A 19,406-nucleotide genomic window follows, 5' to 3' on the forward strand; every position below is an offset into this window, starting at 1 on the left:
ATGAAAATCGCCTTCATAGGCGGCGGTAACATGGCAAACGCCCTGATAGGTGGCTTGCTCAAGAATTTGACGACCGCTGAACATATCCACGTCATCGACCTGAATCAGTCTTCCCTCGATAAACTGAGCAGCGACTTTGGCGTAACAACAGCGCTCGCTGCCGATGCCAGGCTGGCGCAGACGGATGCGATTATCCTCGCCGTTAAACCGCAGCAATTGCGTGAAGTCGTGCAAGGCCTGGCAGCTCATCTGGATAAGCAATTACTGATCTCCATCGCAGCCGGCATTCGTGCCAGCGATATGGCGCGCTGGCTGGGGGGCTATGAAAAAATTGTCCGTACTATGCCCAATACGCCGGCTTTGATAGGGCAGGGCATGACAGGGCTGTTTGCACTGGCAGGTGTAAGCACGGAGCAAAAACAAATGGCAGAGCACATCATGGAGGCGGTTGGCGCAACAACCTGGCTGGACGATGAAAGTTTGCTGGATGCCGTTACGGCAGTATCCGGCAGTGGCCCGGCTTATGTGTTTTATTTTATCGAAGCCATGCAGCAGGCCGCAACGGAGCTGGGCCTGAGTCCTGAGCAGGGCCTGCAACTGGCGATGACTACCTTTACTGGCGCGGCGCAACTGGCTTTGCAAGCATCAGAACCAGTCAGCGTCTTACGTGAACGTGTTACATCCAAAGGCGGCACCACCTATGCCGCTTTGACCAGCATGCAAAACGCCGGAGTCAAACAGGCTATCGTGACAGCCATCAAGGCAGCGGCGGCCAGGGGAAAAGAATTGGGTGACGAGTTTGGAAAACTGTAAGCTGAGGAGGTAAGGGTATGTAAACAAAGTGCTTACTACTGAAGGTTTAAAGCGTAATCTCAATCAAGACTGATTTAAGTTGATAGGCCAGAAGGCTGGCTCAAGTTTAAGATTTGCTTGAATTCACGGAACTGGCCGTCGTATTTGTGGTATTGAAAACATCTGTGCGTATACCTCGCAATACGTTAGCCAGGCTACGCCAGGTTTGCCATCCCAATAGTGCAGATTTGGCAAAAGAAAATATCCGCCTTGGTTTGAATATCAGTACAGCAGCAATTGCAATACCACCGAGTAATGGCCTATGGCGAGCAAATTGTCCGGCTCTGCCTAGCAAGCTGGCTGCTCCACCTGCCATGCCCATGGATTCTTTGAGCTCCTGGTAATGTATCGTCATCAGGCCGCGTTCTGCCTGTATCTTTAATAATAATGCCTGACGCCGCAAGGCCAGTCTTTCCTGACGGTTTCCCATGCTTTAACCCTGTTCTTTCTGGCTCTTATCGCCACGATCAAAGACTGAAGCGTCTTTTTTCAATTCGGCCAGGCTATGGAATAACAAACCGGGTTTGTTGCGGAATTGCGTGCGTAAGCGTAAAGCGATACCCACAGCCAGCAGACCAAATACTGTGATTAAAGTCAGCAATACCGTATAGCGGTTAGGGGTATCCCAAAACACTGCTACCACGGTCAGTATGACCAGCAGGATGGCAATGCCAGCAAAAAACAGCGCCGTTAATGACCATATGAGACTGGAAGAAAAGTGTGCAAACTCTTCTTCCAGCTCAACTGCAGCCAGTTCCAGGCGAGTGCGGACCATACTGCTCAGTGTTGCAGCAAGCTGTCCGAGCGAATCGCTGATAGCCATTGTATGTTTGCTGTGCTTATTTACGGCGCTTATCTGCTACGGCCAATCAGCAAGCCAACCAGCAGGCCAATGCCGGCTGCAATACCGGCAGACTGCCATGGGTTTTCCTTGACATAGACGTCGGTGGCCTTGGCAGCTTCTTTTGTACGTGTCACGACGATATCTTCGATACGCTCAACTTCTGCCTTGGCATTTCTCAGGGTTTTTTCAAATTTGGCCTTGGCAGACTTGAAACCTTCACTGCCTTGTTGCTCGGTATTTTTCAACAGTTCTTCTGCATCGCGGATAACCAGATGCAAGTCATTCATCAATTGTTCTTTATGCTCATCTACTGTGCTCATGATTCATCCCTTCTGGTTGGTCAAATAATTTACAGCTTATAGTAATGATGTATGGTTACTTTGCGTTAATGCAAGATGTAGCAAGAGGTAATTTAATACCGCGAATTAAGAAATTGGCAATCTGTCAGCTTACTTTACTGCATAGTCAATGGCAATGCCAGCAAAGATTGCTGCACCCAGCCAATTGTTATTCACGAAAGCGGCAAAGCAGGCCATGCGTTCACGCTCGCGTATCAGGGTGTAATGGTAAAGCGAGAATGCAACTGCTACCGCCATGCCAGCGAAGAACCAGGTGCGCAAGCCGAATTGCCAGCCCACCAATAAGATCAGCATGAAGCTGAGGGCATAGCACAACATGACGGCAAGGACATCGTAATTGCCAAAGGTGATGGCAGAGGTCTTGATACCTATCTTCAAGTCATCATCCCTGTCCACCATCGCGTATTCGGTGTCATAGGCAACTGCCCAGAATACATTCGCCAGTAACAAAATCCAGGCTGCCAAGGGGACGGTATTTTGCACGGCAGCAAAGGCCATGGGGATACCAAAGCCAAAGGCTATGCCCAGGTAAGCCTGGGGGATGGCAAAGAAACGCTTGAAATAAGGGTAGCTGCCCGCCACCACCACCGCCGCCACCGACAGTATCTTGGTCAGGTTGTTCAATGGCAGGATCAGGCAAAAAGAAATCAGCGCCAGTACCACGGCAACTCCTACAGCCTCTTTGCCGGATATCTTGCCGCTGGTCAGTGGCCGGTCTGCCGTGCGTTTGACATGACGGTCAAAGTCCCGGTCTGCATAATCATTGATTGCGCAACCGGCAGAACGCATCAGGGCCGTGCCCAGGCTAAAGATCAATACCAGGTGCCAGTCTGGCTGACCATCAGAGGCTATCCACAGCGCCGCCAGCGTAGGCCAGAGTAATAAGAGTATGCCTATGGGCTTGTGCAGCCTGACCAGTTTGATGTACCAGCCCAGGCGAGTCAGCAAGAAATTCATGATTCAGCTTTGTTGTTGCGCATGGCAGAATTATAAGTGTTATCTATACACGGAGTGGCGCTGAGTGATATCTTAATGAATTGCTACATTCAATGCTTTATTGCAATATGTTGAATGCATCATGTGACTCATTTCACTGATCCGTCATGGATTTTGCAACAAGCTCACATAATTATTATAAGTTTTCTGGGACTATCTATGAAACCGCATACCAAACTGGCCTGGGCCAGTGCTGCTGTATTGATGAGCTTTGCCAGCTCCGCCCATGCAGTCACTGAGATAAGCTGGTGGCATTCAATGACCGGCGCCCTGGGTGACCGCGTTACCGCATTGGCTGAGCAATTCAATAAAAGCCAGAATGAATACAAGGTCACGGCTGTCTATAAAGGCAGCTACGACGAAGCCCTGGCCGCGGGCATCGCTGCCTTTCGCGCCGGTAATGCCCCACACATACTGCAAGTATTTGAGGTTGGCACTGCAACCATGATGTATGCCAAGGGCGCAGTCAAACCAGTATCCGAGGTCATGAAAGTCGCTGGCGAGAAATTTGATACCTCTGGCTATGTCGCCGCAGTGGCTGGTTATTACACTTCACCCAAGGGTGAAATGCTGTCCTTCCCTTTCAATAGTTCAACCACCGTGTTTTACTATAACAAGGACATGTTCGCCAAAGCGGGCATGGACCCCAACAAGGCGCCGGCAACATGGCAAGAAGTCGTGGCTGCCGCTGCCCGTTTGAAAGCCAGCGGTGAAAAATGCGCCTACACCACAGGCTGGCAAACCTGGGTGCATCTGGAAAGTTTTTCAGCCTGGCATAATGTGGAGTTTGCCTCCAAGGGTAATGGCTTTGGCGGCCTTGATGCACGCCTGACCTTCAATAGCCCGCTGCATGTACGTCATATAGAAAACCTGGAAAATTGGGCCAAACAAGGTTACTTCACTTACGCCGGTCGCAAAAATGAGCCCGAAGCGAAATTCTATTCAGGCGAATGCGGCATGCTGACTTCGTCCAGTTCTGCCTATGGCAATGTCGCCAAGAATGCCAAGTTCAAATTTGCTGTGGCACCGCTGCCGTATTATTCCGACGTCAAAGGTGCACCGCAAAACACGATCATCGGTGGTGCTTCGCTGTGGAGTATGAACGGCAAGAAAACAGAAGAATACAAAGGTGTCGCCAAGTTTTATAAATTCCTTTCGCAGCCAGAAGTACAGGCCAAATGGCATCAGGAAACCGGCTACCTGCCCATCACCAATGCCGCCTATGAGATGACCAAGAAATCAGGTTTCTATGAAAAAACACCAGGCCCCGGCGTCGCAGTACAGCAAATGATCGTCAAGACCACAGACAAATCCCGTGGCATTCGTCTGGGCAGTTTTGTCCAGATACGCACCATCATGGATGAGGAGCTGGAATCTGTCTGGAGTGGCAAAAAATCAGCCAAAGCCGCACTGGACAATGCTGTTTTGCGGGGCAATGAATTACTGGATCGTTTCGAAAAAGCGAATAAGTAAAGTCAAGATCAAGACCTCTCAACACAGAGGCACAGAGATACAGAGAAAACCAAGAGAAAAGCAAAGCGAGTAAAGAAGCACATCGTCTTTGTTTTTCCTCTGTGCTCCCTCTGTGTCTCCGTGCCTCTGTGGTGAGCTTTTCGGTTTTAAAGTTATTCAATGAGGTTTTTTTGGAAAAGCGTGCGCGGTTTCGTTCGGCCTGGTTGCCTTATTTGTTGCTCTTGCCGCAGTTACTGGTAACGGTGCTGTTTTTTTTCTGGCCTGCGATGCAGGCCCTGTATCAATCCGTCTTGTTGCAGGACGCCTTCGGCATGTCCACGCAGTTTGTCTGGTTTGATAATTTCAAGACCCTGTTTGCTGATGAAACTTATCTGGCGGCATTCAAGACCACGGCACTGTTTTCCAGCCTGGTGGCGGTACTTGGCTTGAGTCTGTCGTTGTTGATGGCAGTTTTTGCTGACAGGGTGGTCAGAGGCAGTTCCATCTACAAGACCATGCTGATCTGGCCATATGCAGTGTCGCCGGTTGTGGTCGGCGTGCTGTGGATGTTCTTGCTCAACCCCACGCTCGGCATCGTCGCGCATGGCTTGCGCCATTTTGGGATTGAGTGGAATAATCTCTTGAATGGCCGTCACGCCATGATATTGATCGTCCTGGCGGCTGTCTGGAAACAGATCAGCTATAACTTTTTATTTTTCCTCGCAGGTTTGCAGTCCATACCCAAGTCGTTAATCGAAGCTGCGGCGATCGATGGTGCCGGGCCGTGGAAGCGCTTCTTCACCATCGTCTTTCCACTGTTGACACCAACGACTTTCTTTTTGCTGGTCGTCAATATCGTCTACGCCTTTTTTGATACCTTCGCGATTGTTGAGGCCACCACCCAGGGCGGACCGGGCAAGGATACCGAGATTCTGGTATTCAAAGTCTTTAATGATGGTTTCAAGGGTGGCGATCTTGGCAGTGCCGCTGCGCAATCAGTGATACTGATGACGATCGTGATCGTCTTGACCGTGCTGCAGTTCAAATACATAGAAAAGAAAGTGCAGTATTAAGCATGATAGAACGCCGGCCTTTTCTGGGTATGTTCAGCCACTTCATCCTGATACTTGGTGTCAGCCTGGTGGTTTTTCCCATCTATGTTGCCTTTGTCGCCGCTACCCAGACGGCTGAACAATCTGCACTCGCACCGATGTCCCTGATACCGGGCGACCAGCTCTGGATCAACTTGCAGGCAGTGCTGGGCACAGGCACGTCTGGCAATGTCGCCAGCAGCCCGGTGGGGCGCATGATGTGGGTCAGCCTGGTGTCTGCGCTGATGATCGCCATCGGCAAGATTTCAATTTCCATGTTGTCTGCTTTTGCGCTGGTGTATTTTCGCTTCCCTGGTCGCACACTGTTTTTCTGGATGATTTTTGTCACCCTGATGTTGCCTGTCGAAGTGCGTATCAGCCCGACTTATAAAGTAGTGTCTGACTTGTCCATGTTGAATAGCTATGCCGGGTTGACGGTACCGCTGATCGCCTCGGCGACGGCGACCTTCTTGTTCAGGCAATTCTTTTTAACTGTGCCCGATGAACTGGCCGAAGCCGCACGCATCGATGGTGCAGGCCCCTTGCGCTTCTTCAAAGATATTCTGTGGCCGCTGTCGCGCACCAATGTAATTGCCCTGTTCGTCATCATGTTCATCTACGGCTGGAACCAATACTTGTGGCCCTTGCTGGTATCGACAGAACAGAACATGTACCCGATAGGTGTAGGTATCAAGCGCATGATTGCTGGTGGTGATGCTGCCGTTGAATGGAATATGGTAATGGCGACCCTGCTGCTGGCGATGTTGCCACCGGGACTGGTGGTGGTCGTTATGCAAAAATGGTTTGTTAAGGGCCTCGTCGATTCAGAAAAATAAGAGGACGTTGTGAAAATTAACCTGGCGTTGTTGCGCCGCCTTGCCGTGCTAAAGCATTGTCTGCGTTGGCGCGCCTAGCCATCTTAATTTCACAGCAACCTCTCAATAAAATAACTTATGGCACAACTGCATTTTAAAAACGTCACCAAGACGTATGGCAAGGGCGATAAAGCCGTTGCTGTCATCCATGGCATTTCCATGGAGATCAACCATGGAGAATTCATCGTCATGGTTGGCCCTTCTGGCTGCGGCAAATCGACGCTCTTGCGCATGGTCGCGGGGCTGGAAGAAATTACTTCTGGCGATATTGTCATTGGCGACAGGGTTGTCAATAATCTGGAACCCAAGGACAGGGATATCGCCATGGTGTTCCAGAACTATGCGCTGTACCCGCACATGAGCGTGTACCAGAACATGGCCTATGGTTTGAAGATACGCGGTTTTTCCAAAGCCGATATTGAAAACCGGGTACAAAAAGCGGCGCAGATACTGGAACTGGGCGCACTGCTGGACAGGACTCCGCGCCAACTCTCTGGCGGCCAGCGCCAGCGCGTTGCCATGGGCCGTGCCATTGTCAGGGAGCCAGCAGTATTTTTGTTTGATGAACCACTGTCAAACCTGGATGCCAAATTGCGGGTGCAAATGCGCCTCGAAATCCAGCGTCTGCACAAGGCACTGGGTACCACTAGCCTGTATGTCACACATGATCAGGTTGAGGCTATGACTCTGGGCCAGCGCATGATCGTCATGAATGGTGGCGTGGCAGAACAGATAGGTACGCCGGCAGAAGTATATGCAACGCCGGCCACGACTTTCGTCGCCAGTTTCATCGGCTCACCACCGATGAATCTCTTGCGTGGCAAACTGACTGAGAATGGCAGGCAGATGCGGATAGGCCAGGCACTGGTGTCACTGCCGCTGGTGCAAAGTGAAGCAGAGCGCGTCGCCAACCGTGAACTGATACTGGGTGTGCGTCCAGAACATTTATTCATAGGCATGCCAGGTTTGCCACTGGATGTACAACTGGTAGAGTCGCTGGGGGCAGATTTGCTGGTGCATGGTCTATGTGGTGGTGAACCCATGGTGATACGCACGCCTGCAGGCACAGCAGTAGAAGCAGGTCAGCGTACAACCGCAGGCTTTGCTGCGGATGTGGTGCATTGGTTTGATCCTGTTACAACCAAACGTATCTGAACATTTGATACGGGTCAGCAAGCCAATATCAGGGTCATTCAATCGATCAGACAATCAGGGCAGCTTTGCGCTTTTGATTTTGCTGCTGTTTTAAAAAATCCGAACGTACACTGGCGCGGCTGGGTGCGCCATTCAGTGTATTGGCTTTGCTGATGGCGGGAGTCTGTTGCTCGCTTTTTTGCCCGCAAATATAACCCAGTCCAAACACCGCAAACGTCAGCAGTGCGGCTATTGCATACCTGCGTATGGTCTCACGCCCGCTGCTGTTCATATTGGTATCACTTCCTGTTTGCATTCCTGACCCCTTTGACTGAAGCTTGAATATTTGCGTAGGCAGCGAGTTTTAATCTTGATACGCTTGCTATTGAACTTCATGCCGCTTTTGCAGGTCGAAGTGTCGCAATAATTAAAAAAACGTACCAGAAAATTGCTGAAAGAATAGTTAATTAGTCTGTTTGGTACTGAATTGCGGTACTATTTGCGAAATTTTACATTTAGTCAGGAAGCCTTCATGAGTTCACCCGAATTGGTCTTGAAAGTCTTGCGTTCAGAGTTGCGTGCCGCAGGCGTGACATACAAAATGCTGGCAGAGCGCATAGGCATGAGTGAATCCAGCATGAAGCGCATGTTTGGGCAAAAGGATATGAGCCTGTCGCGCCTGGCAGAAATCTGCAAGGCATCCGGCATTGCCATGGAAGATGTATTGCGCCAGGCCGCCGACGTCACGCCGCATGCAGATACGCTGAGCCTGACGCAAGAACAATCGCTGATGGCCGACCCCAAGTTATTGCTGGTAGCGATTTGCTGCCTGGGGCACTGGACGCTGGAGCAAATCATAGAAACCTATCATTTGTCTGAGGCTGAATGTGTCCTGCATCTGATCGCGCTTGATAAACTTGAAGTCATAGAATTGCGCCCGCTGAACCGTTACCGCCTGAAGGTATCCCCCGCATTCCACTGGCGTCCTGACGGGCCGGTGCAGCAGTATTTCAGGGACGTGGTGGTCAGCGATTATTTTGATGGCAGCTTTGCCGCGCAGGGCGAAACTTTGCTTTTCGTGCCAGCCCGGGTGTCATCACACAGTGCCATGGAGATGGTGCAAAAGATACAGCAACTGGCGGCCGAGCTGGCACGTCTGCATCAGGATGACCGCCGCCTGAGGCCAGAAGAGCGCGATGGCTTTACCTTGCTGGTGGGTTTCCGTTCCTGGGAGTTTTCAGCCTTTACGGCGTTGCGTCGTCCAGAGACGGCAGCGCCAGTCAAAGGACTGACGCATCAGATTCACCAGATAGGCCCGAGGAAAAGGTAAAGAGAAGAGCCATTACCCCGCGTCGCTCCGGCACCAAAGAACAGCGGTCCAAAACGCGTTTCAACAGAGACAAAGGCGCTGGCGGCCTGCTTGAGGGAACTCAGGCGCAGTGCCTGGCCATTGCCATAAGAATTGCCCGCTTCCAGCGAGAACCCCGTCCGTATCGCACCGCCTATGGTGGTTGGCAAAGAGCCGATTTTACGCGCTATGACAAAGCGGCCAAAAGCCGTAGCGTCACCCGCAAGTGAGTTGTTCGCCGTGCCAGACAGACGCAAGAAACCGCCCAACGGGTTGGGAGCACCACCACGTTCTGAACGGCTCCATTCTCCATATAAATGGCCGGCCCAGTCACCAAGCTGAAAGGCTGACAAAGCATCAATCTGCGACTGTGCCTGCGAGCGCTCCCCCGGATTCTGTGCCGCTGTTTGTTCCCACGAGGAGGTCACCAGATAACCCCGGCTCGGGTTGGCCAGAGAGTCCAGGGTATCCAGACGGAAGCGCAGGAAGCGCGTGGTACTGTAATAGCGCAGGCTGTCCTGATTGGCGACGGCGGGCAATAAAATGTCAACTTTGCCAAAGCCACGGCTGGCACCTGCTTCGATAGTGCCCCAGTTATCCAGTTGTCGTCCAAAAGCCAGCGTCGCCTGGGTACCGCGCACGCCCACCCGCAAGGCTCTGCGCCCCTCCTGGTACAAATCCAGGCTGCTGCCATTGTAATCAAGCGAGGGGGCGACATACCATGGAGAGCCGGAAGCCAGCGGCTGCCAGAACTGGGTGCCAAACTGGCGCTGGCTGCCTATGCGGGCAAAGGTGCGCAATTCTGCCCCATAGCTATTGAGTGAAGAGGCGATATGCAAGACGCTCAGGCCAAAGCGGTTTTCATCGGCAAAATCACTGGTCAGCTCCAGGCCCACTCGCAGGCGGTTACGGCTGGAATTTGATTCTGATGGCTTGATCAGCACATTGCGTTTGCCATCTTCATCGCTGATGACGGTTTCTATATTATCGATATCACCGCGCCCGTATAGCTTGCCCGAGGCTTGCCTGATCTGCTCTTGCGACAAGACCTGGCCCTCCTTTAAACCCGTTTGTGCGATCAGGGCCTGGGGGTTGATATAGCGCGGGCCTTCCACCTCTATTTTTGCCAGCGGCAGTTTGTCGGCAGTATTTCTGCCAGCCTGCCCCGCGTTCGAGCGCTGGTATTCAAAGACGGCATATTGTTCATCGGGTACACGCAAGGCGCTCAGTTGCGTGGCCATTTTGTTGGTGGCAATTTCGCCTGCCTTGATGGACTGCTGAAACAGTCCAAAATCAAGAAAGCTGGTACCTGACAATTCTGGTGCGATCAACACGTCAGATTTACGCAAATCCCTGATCGAACGCTGCACGTTTTGTTCAGTGAGGATTTGCAGCATCTGCTTGGTCACATCAATCGCACTATTGAGTTCATGCTCCTTGGCCAGTGGTGTGCCTACATTCACGGCAATAATGATATCGGCACCCATGGCGCGGGCCAGTTCCACTGGCAAATTACTGACCAGGCCACCATCAACCACGAGTTTTTGTTTGATGCGCACAGGCGCAAACACACCTGGCAGGGCCAGTGAGGCGCGCATGGTCATCAGCAAGGGGGTGTCATTCAATTCCACCATCTCGCCAGTCAGCAAATCAGAGGCAACCGACAGAAAGGGCAGGGCCAGCTGGTTGACGGGCTGGTCACGCATGCCTTCAGGCATCAGGCGTGTCAGGGCATTTTCCAGCGCGGCATTGCCGGCAGCCGCAGGGGGCAGGGACACACCAGACTTGGTTATCGCAAACTCTATGCGCGAAGGCAGCATCAAGTCTTCTTCCTTGCGGCGGAAATCCAGGTCATAGCGGGCTGGGCGGTCAGCCAGTACGCTGTCCCAGTCTGTTTCCTTGACGATTTGTTCCAGCTCGTCTGCTGAGCGCCCGGCAGCATAGGCGCCACCGACGACAGCGCCTATACTCGTGCCAACCACCATATCCACTGGCACACGCATTTTGCGCAACGCACGCAAGACACCAATATGGGCAAAGCCACGCGCACCGCCGCCTGATAGAACCAAGGCTACTTTCGGGCGTGTTGGCTGAGTGCTGGTAGCCATAGTGGAATTTGGAACATCGCCAGTGGTTTGCGCCTGGCTGTCAAAGGTAAAAAAGCTGGCTACCGCGCAGGCAAGTACCACCAGTATCCGGGACAATGACATGGACTGAAGCTTTCTGTAGAAATGTGATGAGCTGGGTCAATACTCCAGAATCTCAGCAGCGTGTTTCGCAAAAGACCGCAGTATATACTTATCGCCCAGTTCAATGACGGGCAGTTTGCTGATTCGCGAGAGGTACCCTAATTATCTTGCTTAGTTATCTGGATTAACCAGCGCAGTCAAAATGTGGTCACGCCAGACGCCGTTAATCTTGAGATAAGACCTGGCATAGCCTTCCTTTTCAAAGCCCAGTCTCTCCAGCAAGGCACCGCTGCGCTGGTTTTCTGGCACATAGTTGGCCATGATGCGATGCAGCCCCTGCTGCTGGAACATATAGGCAATGCCAGCCTGCACGGCTTCTTGCATAAGTCCTTGGCCTTGCTGTTGCTCGGCAATCGCATAACCCATGTGGCAAGCCTGGAATGCGCCCCGCACGGTATTGCTGAAATTGCAAATTCCTATCATGGTCTGGTTCTGGCAAACCGCAAAATGCATGGCCAGGCCAGCTTCTATCAGGCGCGAACTTGCCAGCAATCTTTCTTCGCATTTCTCCAAGGAGAAAAATTCTTCATCGCGTGCAGGTTCCCATGGTGCCAGATGATGACGGTTGAGCAACAGGTATTGCTGCACCATGGGTGCATGTTCGGGCATCAGTACCCGCAATTGCAGGCGCGTGGTCGCTATTGCTTCTTTGTTCATCGTGCAGTGAGGGGATTATTGAGTGCTCGCTGCTTCGTCGAGCATGGTGACACCGGGCAAATCGCAAGCCATCACAGCTTTGCATATCGCTTCAATTGCCGCCTGGCGGGTAAAGCTCTTGCGCCAGGCAATGACGACGCGGCGGTCGGGTGCTGGTGCGGTAAAAGGCAGGTAACGCAGCATGCCATCTTTGGCATCCATGTCAGGTACAGATGCCATTGGCAGCACCGTAATGCCTATGCCGGACGCCACCATGTGACGTATGGTTTCCAGTGAAGAACCTTCAAAGGTTCTGGCAATACCATCACCGGTCGTGGAGAAGCGCGACATTTCCGGACAAACTTCCAGCACCTGATCGCGGAAGCAATGGCCATTGCCCAGCAAGAGCATGGTTTCTGACTTCAGTTCTTCGGCCGAGACTTCCTTGCGCTCAGCCCAGGCATGGGTGCGCGGCATGGCGACCACGAAGGGCTCGTCATACAGCGGCTGTATCATCATGCCCTGGTCTGGCAGGGGCAGAGCCATGATGGCCGCATCGAGCTCACCCTGGCGCAATAACTCCATCAGTTTTACGGTGAAATTCTCTTGTAGCACCAAAGGCATCTGCGGCACCTGCTGTATCATGGTTTTCACCAGCGTAGGCAGCAGGTAGGGGCCTATCGTATAAATGACACCGAGGCGGAAAGGGCCAGCCAGCGGGTCTTTGTTTTGCTTGGCGATTTCTTTTATAGCAGCGGTCTGTTCCAGCACACGTTCAGCCTGGGCAACAATCTGCGCGCCCAGCGGCGTGGTCGATACTTCAGTGCCGCCACGTTCAAAAATAGTGACGCCCAGTTCATCTTCGAGTTTTTTGATGGCGACAGACAGCGTAGGCTGGGCAACAAAACAGGCTTCTGCCGCATGGCCAAAATGCTTTTGCCGGGCTACGGCAACGATATATTTTAATTCTGTAAGTGTCATGCCGATAGTTTGGCACAGACTGAGAGCAGCGTCAGCAAGTGCTTTGTACAGGGAACAAATTTTTTCGTGAATTTAACAATGGCAGGGGGAGTATTTTTTTAACAATCATACGGAATATACGGTATCCGCCTGTTTTGGCACATACTCTGCCAAAAACTAAATTTCTCATGAGACGCTGGCTGATTGTCGGTTTATTGATCTGGCGCAGTGTCTTGCCCCTGATTTATAGTAGATGGTCAGGGAATGGCTCTGCTGCGCCACCCCCTTCTTGAAACTACATATCCGGCATCAGCCCTTGGCCTTGCTCATGGCCTTGGTCAATTCCAGATGCCCTTGCGCCGCACCGCTTTCTGGCACTGCTTCACCATCACGCTGGCGAACTTCTGCCAGACGCGCTGCCAGTTGCTCAGGTGCATCACCACCACGACCCACCCACACACCTTGTGTCAGGGTGATGTTAGCGGCTTCAAAGCTGCCAGCGCCTGCGCACAGGATGGCACGGCTAGGAGCCTGCTCAGACGCCAGCACCAGCATCGCTGGTACTACATCAGATGGTTGCAGGGCCGCCAAAAATTCTGCCGGGAACAGGCTCTCTGTCATGCGGGTTGCTGCTGTCGGTGCCAGACTGTTGACGCGGATATCATACTTGGCCCCTTCCAGCGCCAGCGTTTGCATCAATCCAACCAGGGCCAGCTTGGCCGCGCCATAATTTGACTGGCCAAAATTGCCATACAACCCGGACGACGAGGTCGTCATCACGATGCGGCCATATTTTTGTTCTGTCATGATGGCCCAGACTGCCTTGCAACAATGCACCGCACCCATGAGATGCACATCCAGCACCAGTTTAAAGTCGGCAATATCCATCTTGGCAAAACTCTTGTCGCGCAAGATACCGGCATTATTGACCAGGATATCAATTCGCCCCCATTGCGCCATGGTGTCTGCCACCATCGCCTGTACCGCTTCAAAATCAGTGACCGATGCACCGTTGGCTATTGCCTCACCACCAGCTGCACGAATTTCTTCAACCACGGCCAGCGCAGCGGCAGATGAACCACCAGAACCATCCCGCGCACCACCCAGATCATTGACTACCACCTTGGCACCGCGCGCTGCCAGCGCCAGCGCATGTTCACGTCCCAAACCACCACCTGCACCGGTTACGATGGCAACTCGGCCTTTGAAGTCTATTGTCATTTTTTCTCCTGTTGTAATTTGATATCGTGGGCAGACTCAGCCCTGAGATGCCGAGTGTATGCTATTTTTTTGGAGATGTAGCGGCAGGCAGCTCAGTTTTTAGACGCTGGCGACTAAACAGCTTTTGCACCGATTTTCTTTTGCATGATGATCGCGCCACCAAATTCCGGGTTCAGCTCATACGGCGCAAAGCCTTCTGCGCGATACAGATTTTGTGCCCGGGTATTGCCCTCCAATACTTCCAGCGTTATCTTGCAGTAGCCCAGTTGTTCGGACAATGCAGTCAGGTGCTGCATCATTTGATTACCTATGCCCTGGCCGCGAAAATCAGGGTGGACGGCAAAGTCGTGGATGTTCAACAGCGGCTTGCAGGCAAAGGTGGAAAAACCCTCTATGCAAATCGCAAAACCGGCAGCCTGATCATTCACGTAGGCGAGAATAGCGTGCACGGTATTGCGTTTTTTGAGTTCGCTAACGAGATTGGCTTGTGCATAATCCGACAAGGCTTCGCCACCACCCATGGGGTCCAGCGCATACATATTGAGCAAGTTGACCAGGTCTTTGGCATGTTGCAGATGATTGACATCAACATTAACGATATTCAGCATAGCTTTTACACTCTCAAAAATTCTTCTTTATATCCCAGCCAGCGCTCCAGGTGAGCAGCAACGGTGACGGGATCATTTTTTAATAATTCATCAGCTAGATTGCGTGCCTTATCCACCAGCCATTGATCGGTTTCAAGATTAGCAAAGCGCAACATGGCTTCGCCGGATTGACGTGCGCCGAGGAATTCACCGGGGCCGCGTAACTCCAGGTCCTTGCGGGCAATTTCAAAACCATCATTACTCTCGCGCATGGTGGCCAGCCTTTGCTTGGCAGTGCCACCCAGCGGGCCCTGGTAAAGCAACAGACAGACACTGGCCGCTGCACCACGGCCTACGCGGCCACGTAGCTGATGCAATTGCGACAGGCCAAAACGTTCAGCGTGTTCTATCACCATCAGGCTGGCATTCGGTACATCGACGCCAACTTCAATCACCGTGGTAGCAACCAGTACCTGGCTGTCATTGCGGATGAATGCTTCCATGGTGGCCTGCTTTTCTGCTGGTTTCAGGCGGCCATGGACCAGACCTACCTTCAGTTCTGGCAGGGCTTCAGCAAGCATGGTGTGCGTGTCAGTTGCTGTTTGCAGTTGCAGGGTTTCTGATTCTTCTATGAGTGGGCATACCCAATAGACTTGCTTGCCTTCCTGCCCCGCTGCCTGCACGCGGGCGATGACTTCATCGCGGCGATTCTGGTCAATGACGCGGGTGACGATAGGTGTACGGCCCGGCGGCAATTCATCAATGATGGACACTTCAAGATCAGCGTAGTAGGTCATCGCCAGAGTGCGTGGAATAGGCGTGGCCGACATCATCAGTTGATGTGGCACCTTACCCGCCTCAGTCTTGTTGGCCAGGTTCAGACGCTGGCTGACACCAAAGCGGTGTTGTTCATCGACGATGACCAGGCCCAGTTTCTTGAATTGTACGCTGTCTTGTATTAATGCATGGGTGCCTATCACCAGTTGTGCTTCGCCAGAAGTGATGAGCGCATTGGCAGCGTCTTTATCTTTTTTCTTCAGGCTGCCAGTCAGCCAGGCGGTTGTAACACCCAGTGGTTCCAGCCATGCAGCGATTTTCCTGAAATGCTGCTCTGCCAAAATTTCTGTTGGTGCCATCAGCGCAGCCTGAAAACCATTATCGATGGCTTGCGCTGCCGCCAGTGCTGCAACGATGGTTTTGCCGCTGCCTACATCACCCTGCAACAGGCGCTGCATGGGGAAGGCTTCGCGCAAATCATCGCGTATCTCGGCCAGCACTTTTTCTTGTGCTTTCGTCAGTGAAAATGGCAAGTTCAGCAGGAAAGCATTGCTGAGTTCACCCACCATTGCCAGGGCATTCGCGCCTTTGCTGCGGCGTGTGATTTGTGCGCGCTTCAATGACAATTGCTGGGCCAGCAGTTCATCGAATTTCATGCGTTCCCAAGCCGGGTGTTCGCGTTCTATCAGGCTATGTTGATCGACATCTGGCGGTGGATTGTGCAGGGTGCGTATGCTGCTTTCAAAATCCTGCAAATGCAGGGCGGCCAGTCGCGCAGGGGATAAAGTGTCGCACCAGTTGACGCGGGTCATGGCATTGGCAATTGCCTTGCGTAACAAAGCTTGTGGCACACCCTCGCCAGATGGATAAACAGGCGTCAGCGCAGTTGGCAAAGGCGCGCCTTCATTGACGATCTTGTAGTGCGGATGCACCATCTCTGCGCCAAAGAAACCATGGCGCAATTCACCGCGTGCCCGCACCCGCACACCTACGGCCATCTGCTTGGTCTGGTTGCCATAAAAATTCAGGAAGCGAAGTACGACCTGGCCACTATCGTCAGCTATAGTCACCACCAACTGGCGGCGCGGGCGGTACTGGATATCGCATTCTGTGACCAGGCCCTCAACCTGCACGCTGCTGCCACCACGGAAAGAGGCATCGCGCATGCTGACGATTTCAGTCTCATCTTCATAACGCATGGGCAGGTGCAAGACAAAATCCATGTCCTTGCGCAAGCCAAGCTTGGCGAGTTTTTCACTGGCTTTTGCTGCAGTAGTACTACTTGCGTTGGCTGGGGCTTTGGTTTTTTTTGCAGTTTTTTTGGGGCTGGATTCAGGCGGTGTATAGCTGCCAGCCATGGCTGCATCAGCTGGTGTATTTTTTAACTCTGCACTTGCACTTTGGTCTTCAGCGGCCATGGGGTGTAAAATGGTGGGTTTTGCTGTTAGCTTATTTTCTTAGCTTACTATTCTTACGACAGGTAAAAATGATTGCTCTGGCATTTTAAAGCGTATTCATTGCTGTTATGGATAGCCTTGCAAGATTCTTGCTTTGCATTCTACTGATTTTTTATACAGTGCGCAGCAGCTTTTTTACCTATTTTCCCTGATTACCCTGAATTTTGTCGAATTTTTGCATGCGCTACTCCCTAAGTGATTTTGATTTTGAACTTCCCGAAGCCCTGATCGCGCAAACTCCTTTGCCTGATCGCACCGCTTCGCGCCTCTTGCATGTAGATAGTTATCAACTGATAGACCGGCATTTTGCTGATGTCATTGATCAACTGTCTGTCGGTGATTTGCTGGTATTTAATGATACCCGTGTACTCAAGGCGCGCTTCTTTGGTGTCAAGGAAAGCGGTGGCAAGATACAGATGCTGGTAGAGCGCGTGCTGTCGAATAATGACATGGAACGCAGTGTGCTGGCACAGATGCGGGCTTCAAAGTCGCCGCTGCCGGGCAGCAAAATTCGCCTGGCTGATAGTTTTGACGTGGTTGTCGGTGAGCGGGTTGGTGAATTTTTTACCCTGTATTTTCCGTCTGATATCTTCACGCTGCTGGAAACCTATGGCCGCCTGCCTTTGCCGCCGTATATAGAACATGATGCAGATGACTTTGACGAGCAGCGTTACCAGACCGTGTATAACCGCGTGCCGGGTGCGGTAGCGGCGCCAACCGCTGGCCTGCATTTTGATGAGGAGCTGTTGCAGCGGTGCCAAGATAAAGGTATCAAACTCGCCTACGTCACCCTGCATGTGGGCGCAGGTACGTTCCAGCCTGTACGCACAGAAAACCTCGCTGACCACCAGATGCATAGCGAATGGTATACCGTGCCAGATGAGACTGTGGCAGCCGTGCAAACCACCAAAGCCGCTGGCCGCAAAGTGGTTGCTGTCGGTACCACCAGCATGCGTGCACTCGAATCTGCCTCTCAAACTGGCAGTTTGAAAGCGGGCAGTGATGACACCCGTCTGTTCATCACGCCGGGCTATGTATTCAAAACCGTGGATAGGCTTATCACCAATTTCCACTTACCAAAATCCACTTTGATGATGCTGGTATCAGCATTTGCCGGGTATGATCGCGTCCGCGCTGCATATGCCCATGCTATCGCTCAACAATATCGTTTTTTCAGCTATGGCGATGCCATGCTGCTGACCAATTCCTCCGGGGAAGACCATGCTTGAATTTACACTGATTAAAAAAGATAAAACTACTGCTGCTCGTCGTGGCCGTGTCAAAGTCAACCATGGTGAAATAGAGACGCCTATCTTCATGCCAGTGGGGACTTATGGCTCGGTCAAGGCGATGTCGCCGCTGGAGTTGAAAGAGATTGATGCCCATATCATCCTCGGCAATACTTTCCACCTGTGGCTACGCCCGGGCATGGATGTGATCAACAAGTTTGGCGGCCTGCATGATTTCATGGGCTGGGATAGACCTATCCTGACAGACTCTGGTGGCTTCCAGGTATTTTCGCTGGGTGCGATGCGCAAGATCACTGAAGAAGGCGTCAAGTTTTCTTCGCCTATCAATGGTGAACGTCTGTTTTTGTCGCCAGAGATTTCCATGCAAATCCAGCGCGCCCTGAATTCTGACATCGTCATGCAGTTCGATGAATGCACGCCCTATGAAATCGATGGCAGGCCAGCGACAACGGAAGAAGCAGGCAAATCCATGCGCATGTCTTTGCGCTGGGCCAAGCGTTCCATTGATGAATTCAACCAGGGTGAAAACCCGAATGCCCTGTTTGGCATCGTCCAGGGCGGCATGTTTGAACACCTGCGTGACGAATCCCTGGCTGGCTTGAATGAACTGAATTTCCACGGTATTGCCATCGGCGGCCTGTCGGTAGGTGAACCCAAGGAAGACATGATGCGCGTACTGGCGCATGTCGGCCCCAAGCTGCCAGAAAACAAACCGCATTACCTCATGGGCGTAGGTACGCCAGAAGACTTGGTCGCTGGTGTAGCCAATGGCATAGATATGTTTGACTGCGTCATGCCTACCCGTAATGCGCGCAATGGCTGGATATTTACCCGCTTTGGCGATATCAAGATCAAGAATGCCCGTTACAAGGAAGAAAAAGAACCTCTGGATGCAACTTGTGAATGCTATGCCTGCAAGAACTTTTCACGCGCTTACCTGCATCATTTGCACCGCACCGGCGAAATTCTGGGCGCTCGTTTGAACACCATCCACAATCTGCATTACTACCTGGATTTGATGAAAAACATCCGTAAAGCACTCGACGATGAGCGCTTCCCAGAGTTTGTCCAGCAGTTCCATGCAGACCGCGCGCGCGGCGTTTGAGCTAGTGTAGGACATACGCAAAACCGCCCCAACTGCGTTGCAGCGCCTAGCAGTACTTAAAGTACTTTCTTCGTCGCTACACCTTGTTGTGACAATTTTGCGTAAGTCCTAATGTCTTATTTAATACGGTAAATAATGACGGACTGATCAGTAATACGAATTATATTCAGGCCGCTTGCAGGCAAAATGGCGCTCTCGTCCGATTGGACAAAT

General features: G+C 52.1%; 19 protein-coding genes. 8 read left to right on the forward strand and 11 right to left on the reverse strand.

Going from position 1 to position 19,406, the window contains the following annotated elements; translation table 11 throughout:
* Nucleotides 1-813 carry a pyrroline-5-carboxylate reductase gene (gene proC / locus ACO0LG_RS13190; protein WP_423026990.1) on the forward strand — a complete coding sequence of 271 codons (813 nt, stop codon included), beginning with the start codon at nucleotides 1-3 and terminating at the stop codon, nucleotides 811-813.
* Between the two features lie 106 nt (nucleotides 814-919).
* Here the strand turns inward: proC and ACO0LG_RS13195 are convergent, their stop codons facing one another.
* The 4 genes from ACO0LG_RS13195 to ubiA all read right to left on the reverse strand — a co-directional run bounded on the left by ACO0LG_RS13195 (nucleotide 920) and on the right by ubiA (nucleotide 3,000).
* The gene (locus tag ACO0LG_RS13195; protein ID WP_423026992.1) at nucleotides 920-1,282 is read right to left on the reverse strand and encodes a YqjK family protein; all 363 of its coding nucleotides are present in this window, start codon (nucleotides 1,280-1,282) and stop codon (nucleotides 920-922) included.
* A 3-nt stretch (nucleotides 1,283-1,285) separates the two neighbouring features.
* On the reverse strand, nucleotides 1,286-1,675 hold the full coding sequence (locus ACO0LG_RS13200) for a phage holin family protein (protein WP_423026994.1): 390 nt from the start codon (nucleotides 1,673-1,675) through the stop codon (nucleotides 1,286-1,288).
* 29 nt (nucleotides 1,676-1,704) lie between these two features.
* Nucleotides 1,705-2,016 (reverse strand): DUF883 family protein, encoded by a 312-nt coding sequence (locus ACO0LG_RS13205; protein WP_423026996.1) that lies wholly within the window; start codon nucleotides 2,014-2,016, stop codon nucleotides 1,705-1,707.
* Between the two features lie 129 nt (nucleotides 2,017-2,145).
* Nucleotides 2,146-3,000, reverse strand: coding sequence for a 4-hydroxybenzoate octaprenyltransferase (gene ubiA, locus ACO0LG_RS13210; protein WP_423027263.1), 855 nt, complete (start codon nucleotides 2,998-3,000; stop codon nucleotides 2,146-2,148).
* Nucleotides 3,001-3,210: 210 nt separating this feature from the next.
* Here ubiA and ugpB point away from each other — a divergent pair, with 210 nt between their 5' ends.
* The 4 genes from ugpB (at nucleotide 3,211) to ACO0LG_RS13230 (ending at nucleotide 7,624) form a co-directional block, all read left to right on the forward strand.
* Nucleotides 3,211-4,524, forward strand: a complete 1,314-nt coding sequence (gene ugpB, locus ACO0LG_RS13215) for a sn-glycerol-3-phosphate ABC transporter substrate-binding protein UgpB (RefSeq protein ID WP_423026998.1) — start codon at nucleotides 3,211-3,213, stop codon at nucleotides 4,522-4,524.
* Nucleotides 4,525-4,694: 170 nt separating this feature from the next.
* Nucleotides 4,695-5,576, forward strand: a complete 882-nt coding sequence (gene ugpA, locus ACO0LG_RS13220; RefSeq protein WP_423027000.1) for a sn-glycerol-3-phosphate ABC transporter permease UgpA — start codon at nucleotides 4,695-4,697, stop codon at nucleotides 5,574-5,576.
* A gap of 2 nt (nucleotides 5,577-5,578) precedes the next feature.
* Nucleotides 5,579-6,430: a sn-glycerol-3-phosphate ABC transporter permease UgpE gene (gene ugpE, locus ACO0LG_RS13225; RefSeq protein WP_423027002.1), complete on the forward strand. Its 852-nt coding sequence runs from the start codon at nucleotides 5,579-5,581 to the stop codon at nucleotides 6,428-6,430.
* Between the two features lie 117 nt (nucleotides 6,431-6,547).
* A complete protein-coding gene (locus tag ACO0LG_RS13230) occupies nucleotides 6,548-7,624 on the forward strand; it encodes a sn-glycerol-3-phosphate import ATP-binding protein UgpC (protein WP_423027004.1) in 1,077 nt (358 codons plus the stop codon).
* A 46-nt stretch (nucleotides 7,625-7,670) separates the two neighbouring features.
* On the opposite strand, the gene ACO0LG_RS13235 is transcribed toward ACO0LG_RS13230, so the two are convergent.
* Complete coding sequence (locus ACO0LG_RS13235) at nucleotides 7,671-7,919, reverse strand: hypothetical protein (protein WP_423027006.1); 249 nt, start codon at nucleotides 7,917-7,919, stop codon at nucleotides 7,671-7,673.
* 216 nt (nucleotides 7,920-8,135) lie between these two features.
* On the opposite strand from ACO0LG_RS13235, the gene ACO0LG_RS13240 reads away from it, so the two are divergent.
* Nucleotides 8,136-8,933: a helix-turn-helix domain-containing protein gene (locus tag ACO0LG_RS13240; protein ID WP_423027008.1), complete on the forward strand. Its 798-nt coding sequence runs from the start codon at nucleotides 8,136-8,138 to the stop codon at nucleotides 8,931-8,933.
* On the opposite strand, the gene ACO0LG_RS13245 is transcribed toward ACO0LG_RS13240, so the two are convergent.
* The 6 genes from ACO0LG_RS13245 to recG form a co-directional block, all read right to left on the reverse strand.
* Nucleotides 8,906-11,161 carry a patatin-like phospholipase family protein gene (locus ACO0LG_RS13245; RefSeq protein WP_423027010.1) on the reverse strand — a complete coding sequence of 752 codons (2,256 nt, stop codon included), beginning with the start codon at nucleotides 11,159-11,161 and terminating at the stop codon, nucleotides 8,906-8,908. The genes ACO0LG_RS13240 and ACO0LG_RS13245 overlap by 28 nt on opposite strands.
* Nucleotides 11,162-11,311: 150 nt before the next feature.
* Nucleotides 11,312-11,857 carry a ribosomal protein S5-alanine N-acetyltransferase gene (gene rimJ, locus ACO0LG_RS13250; protein WP_423027012.1) on the reverse strand — a complete coding sequence of 182 codons (546 nt, stop codon included), beginning with the start codon at nucleotides 11,855-11,857 and terminating at the stop codon, nucleotides 11,312-11,314.
* A gap of 15 nt (nucleotides 11,858-11,872) precedes the next feature.
* A complete protein-coding gene (locus ACO0LG_RS13255; protein ID WP_422949460.1) occupies nucleotides 11,873-12,817 on the reverse strand; it encodes a hydrogen peroxide-inducible genes activator in 945 nt (314 codons plus the stop codon).
* Between the two features lie 288 nt (nucleotides 12,818-13,105).
* The gene (locus ACO0LG_RS13260) at nucleotides 13,106-14,017 is read right to left on the reverse strand and encodes an SDR family NAD(P)-dependent oxidoreductase (RefSeq protein WP_423027014.1); all 912 of its coding nucleotides are present in this window, start codon (nucleotides 14,015-14,017) and stop codon (nucleotides 13,106-13,108) included.
* Nucleotides 14,018-14,130: 113 nt separating this feature from the next.
* Nucleotides 14,131-14,625: a GNAT family N-acetyltransferase gene (locus tag ACO0LG_RS13265; RefSeq protein WP_423027016.1), complete on the reverse strand. Its 495-nt coding sequence runs from the start codon at nucleotides 14,623-14,625 to the stop codon at nucleotides 14,131-14,133.
* A gap of 5 nt (nucleotides 14,626-14,630) precedes the next feature.
* Nucleotides 14,631-16,799 carry an ATP-dependent DNA helicase RecG gene (recG, locus tag ACO0LG_RS13270; RefSeq protein WP_423027018.1) on the reverse strand — a complete coding sequence of 723 codons (2,169 nt, stop codon included), beginning with the start codon at nucleotides 16,797-16,799 and terminating at the stop codon, nucleotides 14,631-14,633.
* A gap of 218 nt (nucleotides 16,800-17,017) precedes the next feature.
* Between recG and queA the strand changes: the two genes are divergently transcribed.
* Together queA and tgt are read left to right on the forward strand one after the other, a co-directional pair.
* Nucleotides 17,018-18,067: a tRNA preQ1(34) S-adenosylmethionine ribosyltransferase-isomerase QueA gene (queA, locus tag ACO0LG_RS13275; protein ID WP_423027020.1), complete on the forward strand. Its 1,050-nt coding sequence runs from the start codon at nucleotides 17,018-17,020 to the stop codon at nucleotides 18,065-18,067.
* Complete coding sequence (gene tgt / locus ACO0LG_RS13280) at nucleotides 18,060-19,193, forward strand: tRNA guanosine(34) transglycosylase Tgt (RefSeq protein WP_423027022.1); 1,134 nt, start codon at nucleotides 18,060-18,062, stop codon at nucleotides 19,191-19,193. Before queA ends, tgt begins: the two co-directional genes overlap by 8 nt.
* The last annotated feature ends 213 nt before the right edge of the window (nucleotides 19,194-19,406 follow it).

The organism is Undibacterium sp. Ji42W (assembly GCF_049340405.1).
GTDB lineage: Bacteria > Pseudomonadota > Gammaproteobacteria > Burkholderiales > Burkholderiaceae_D > Undibacterium.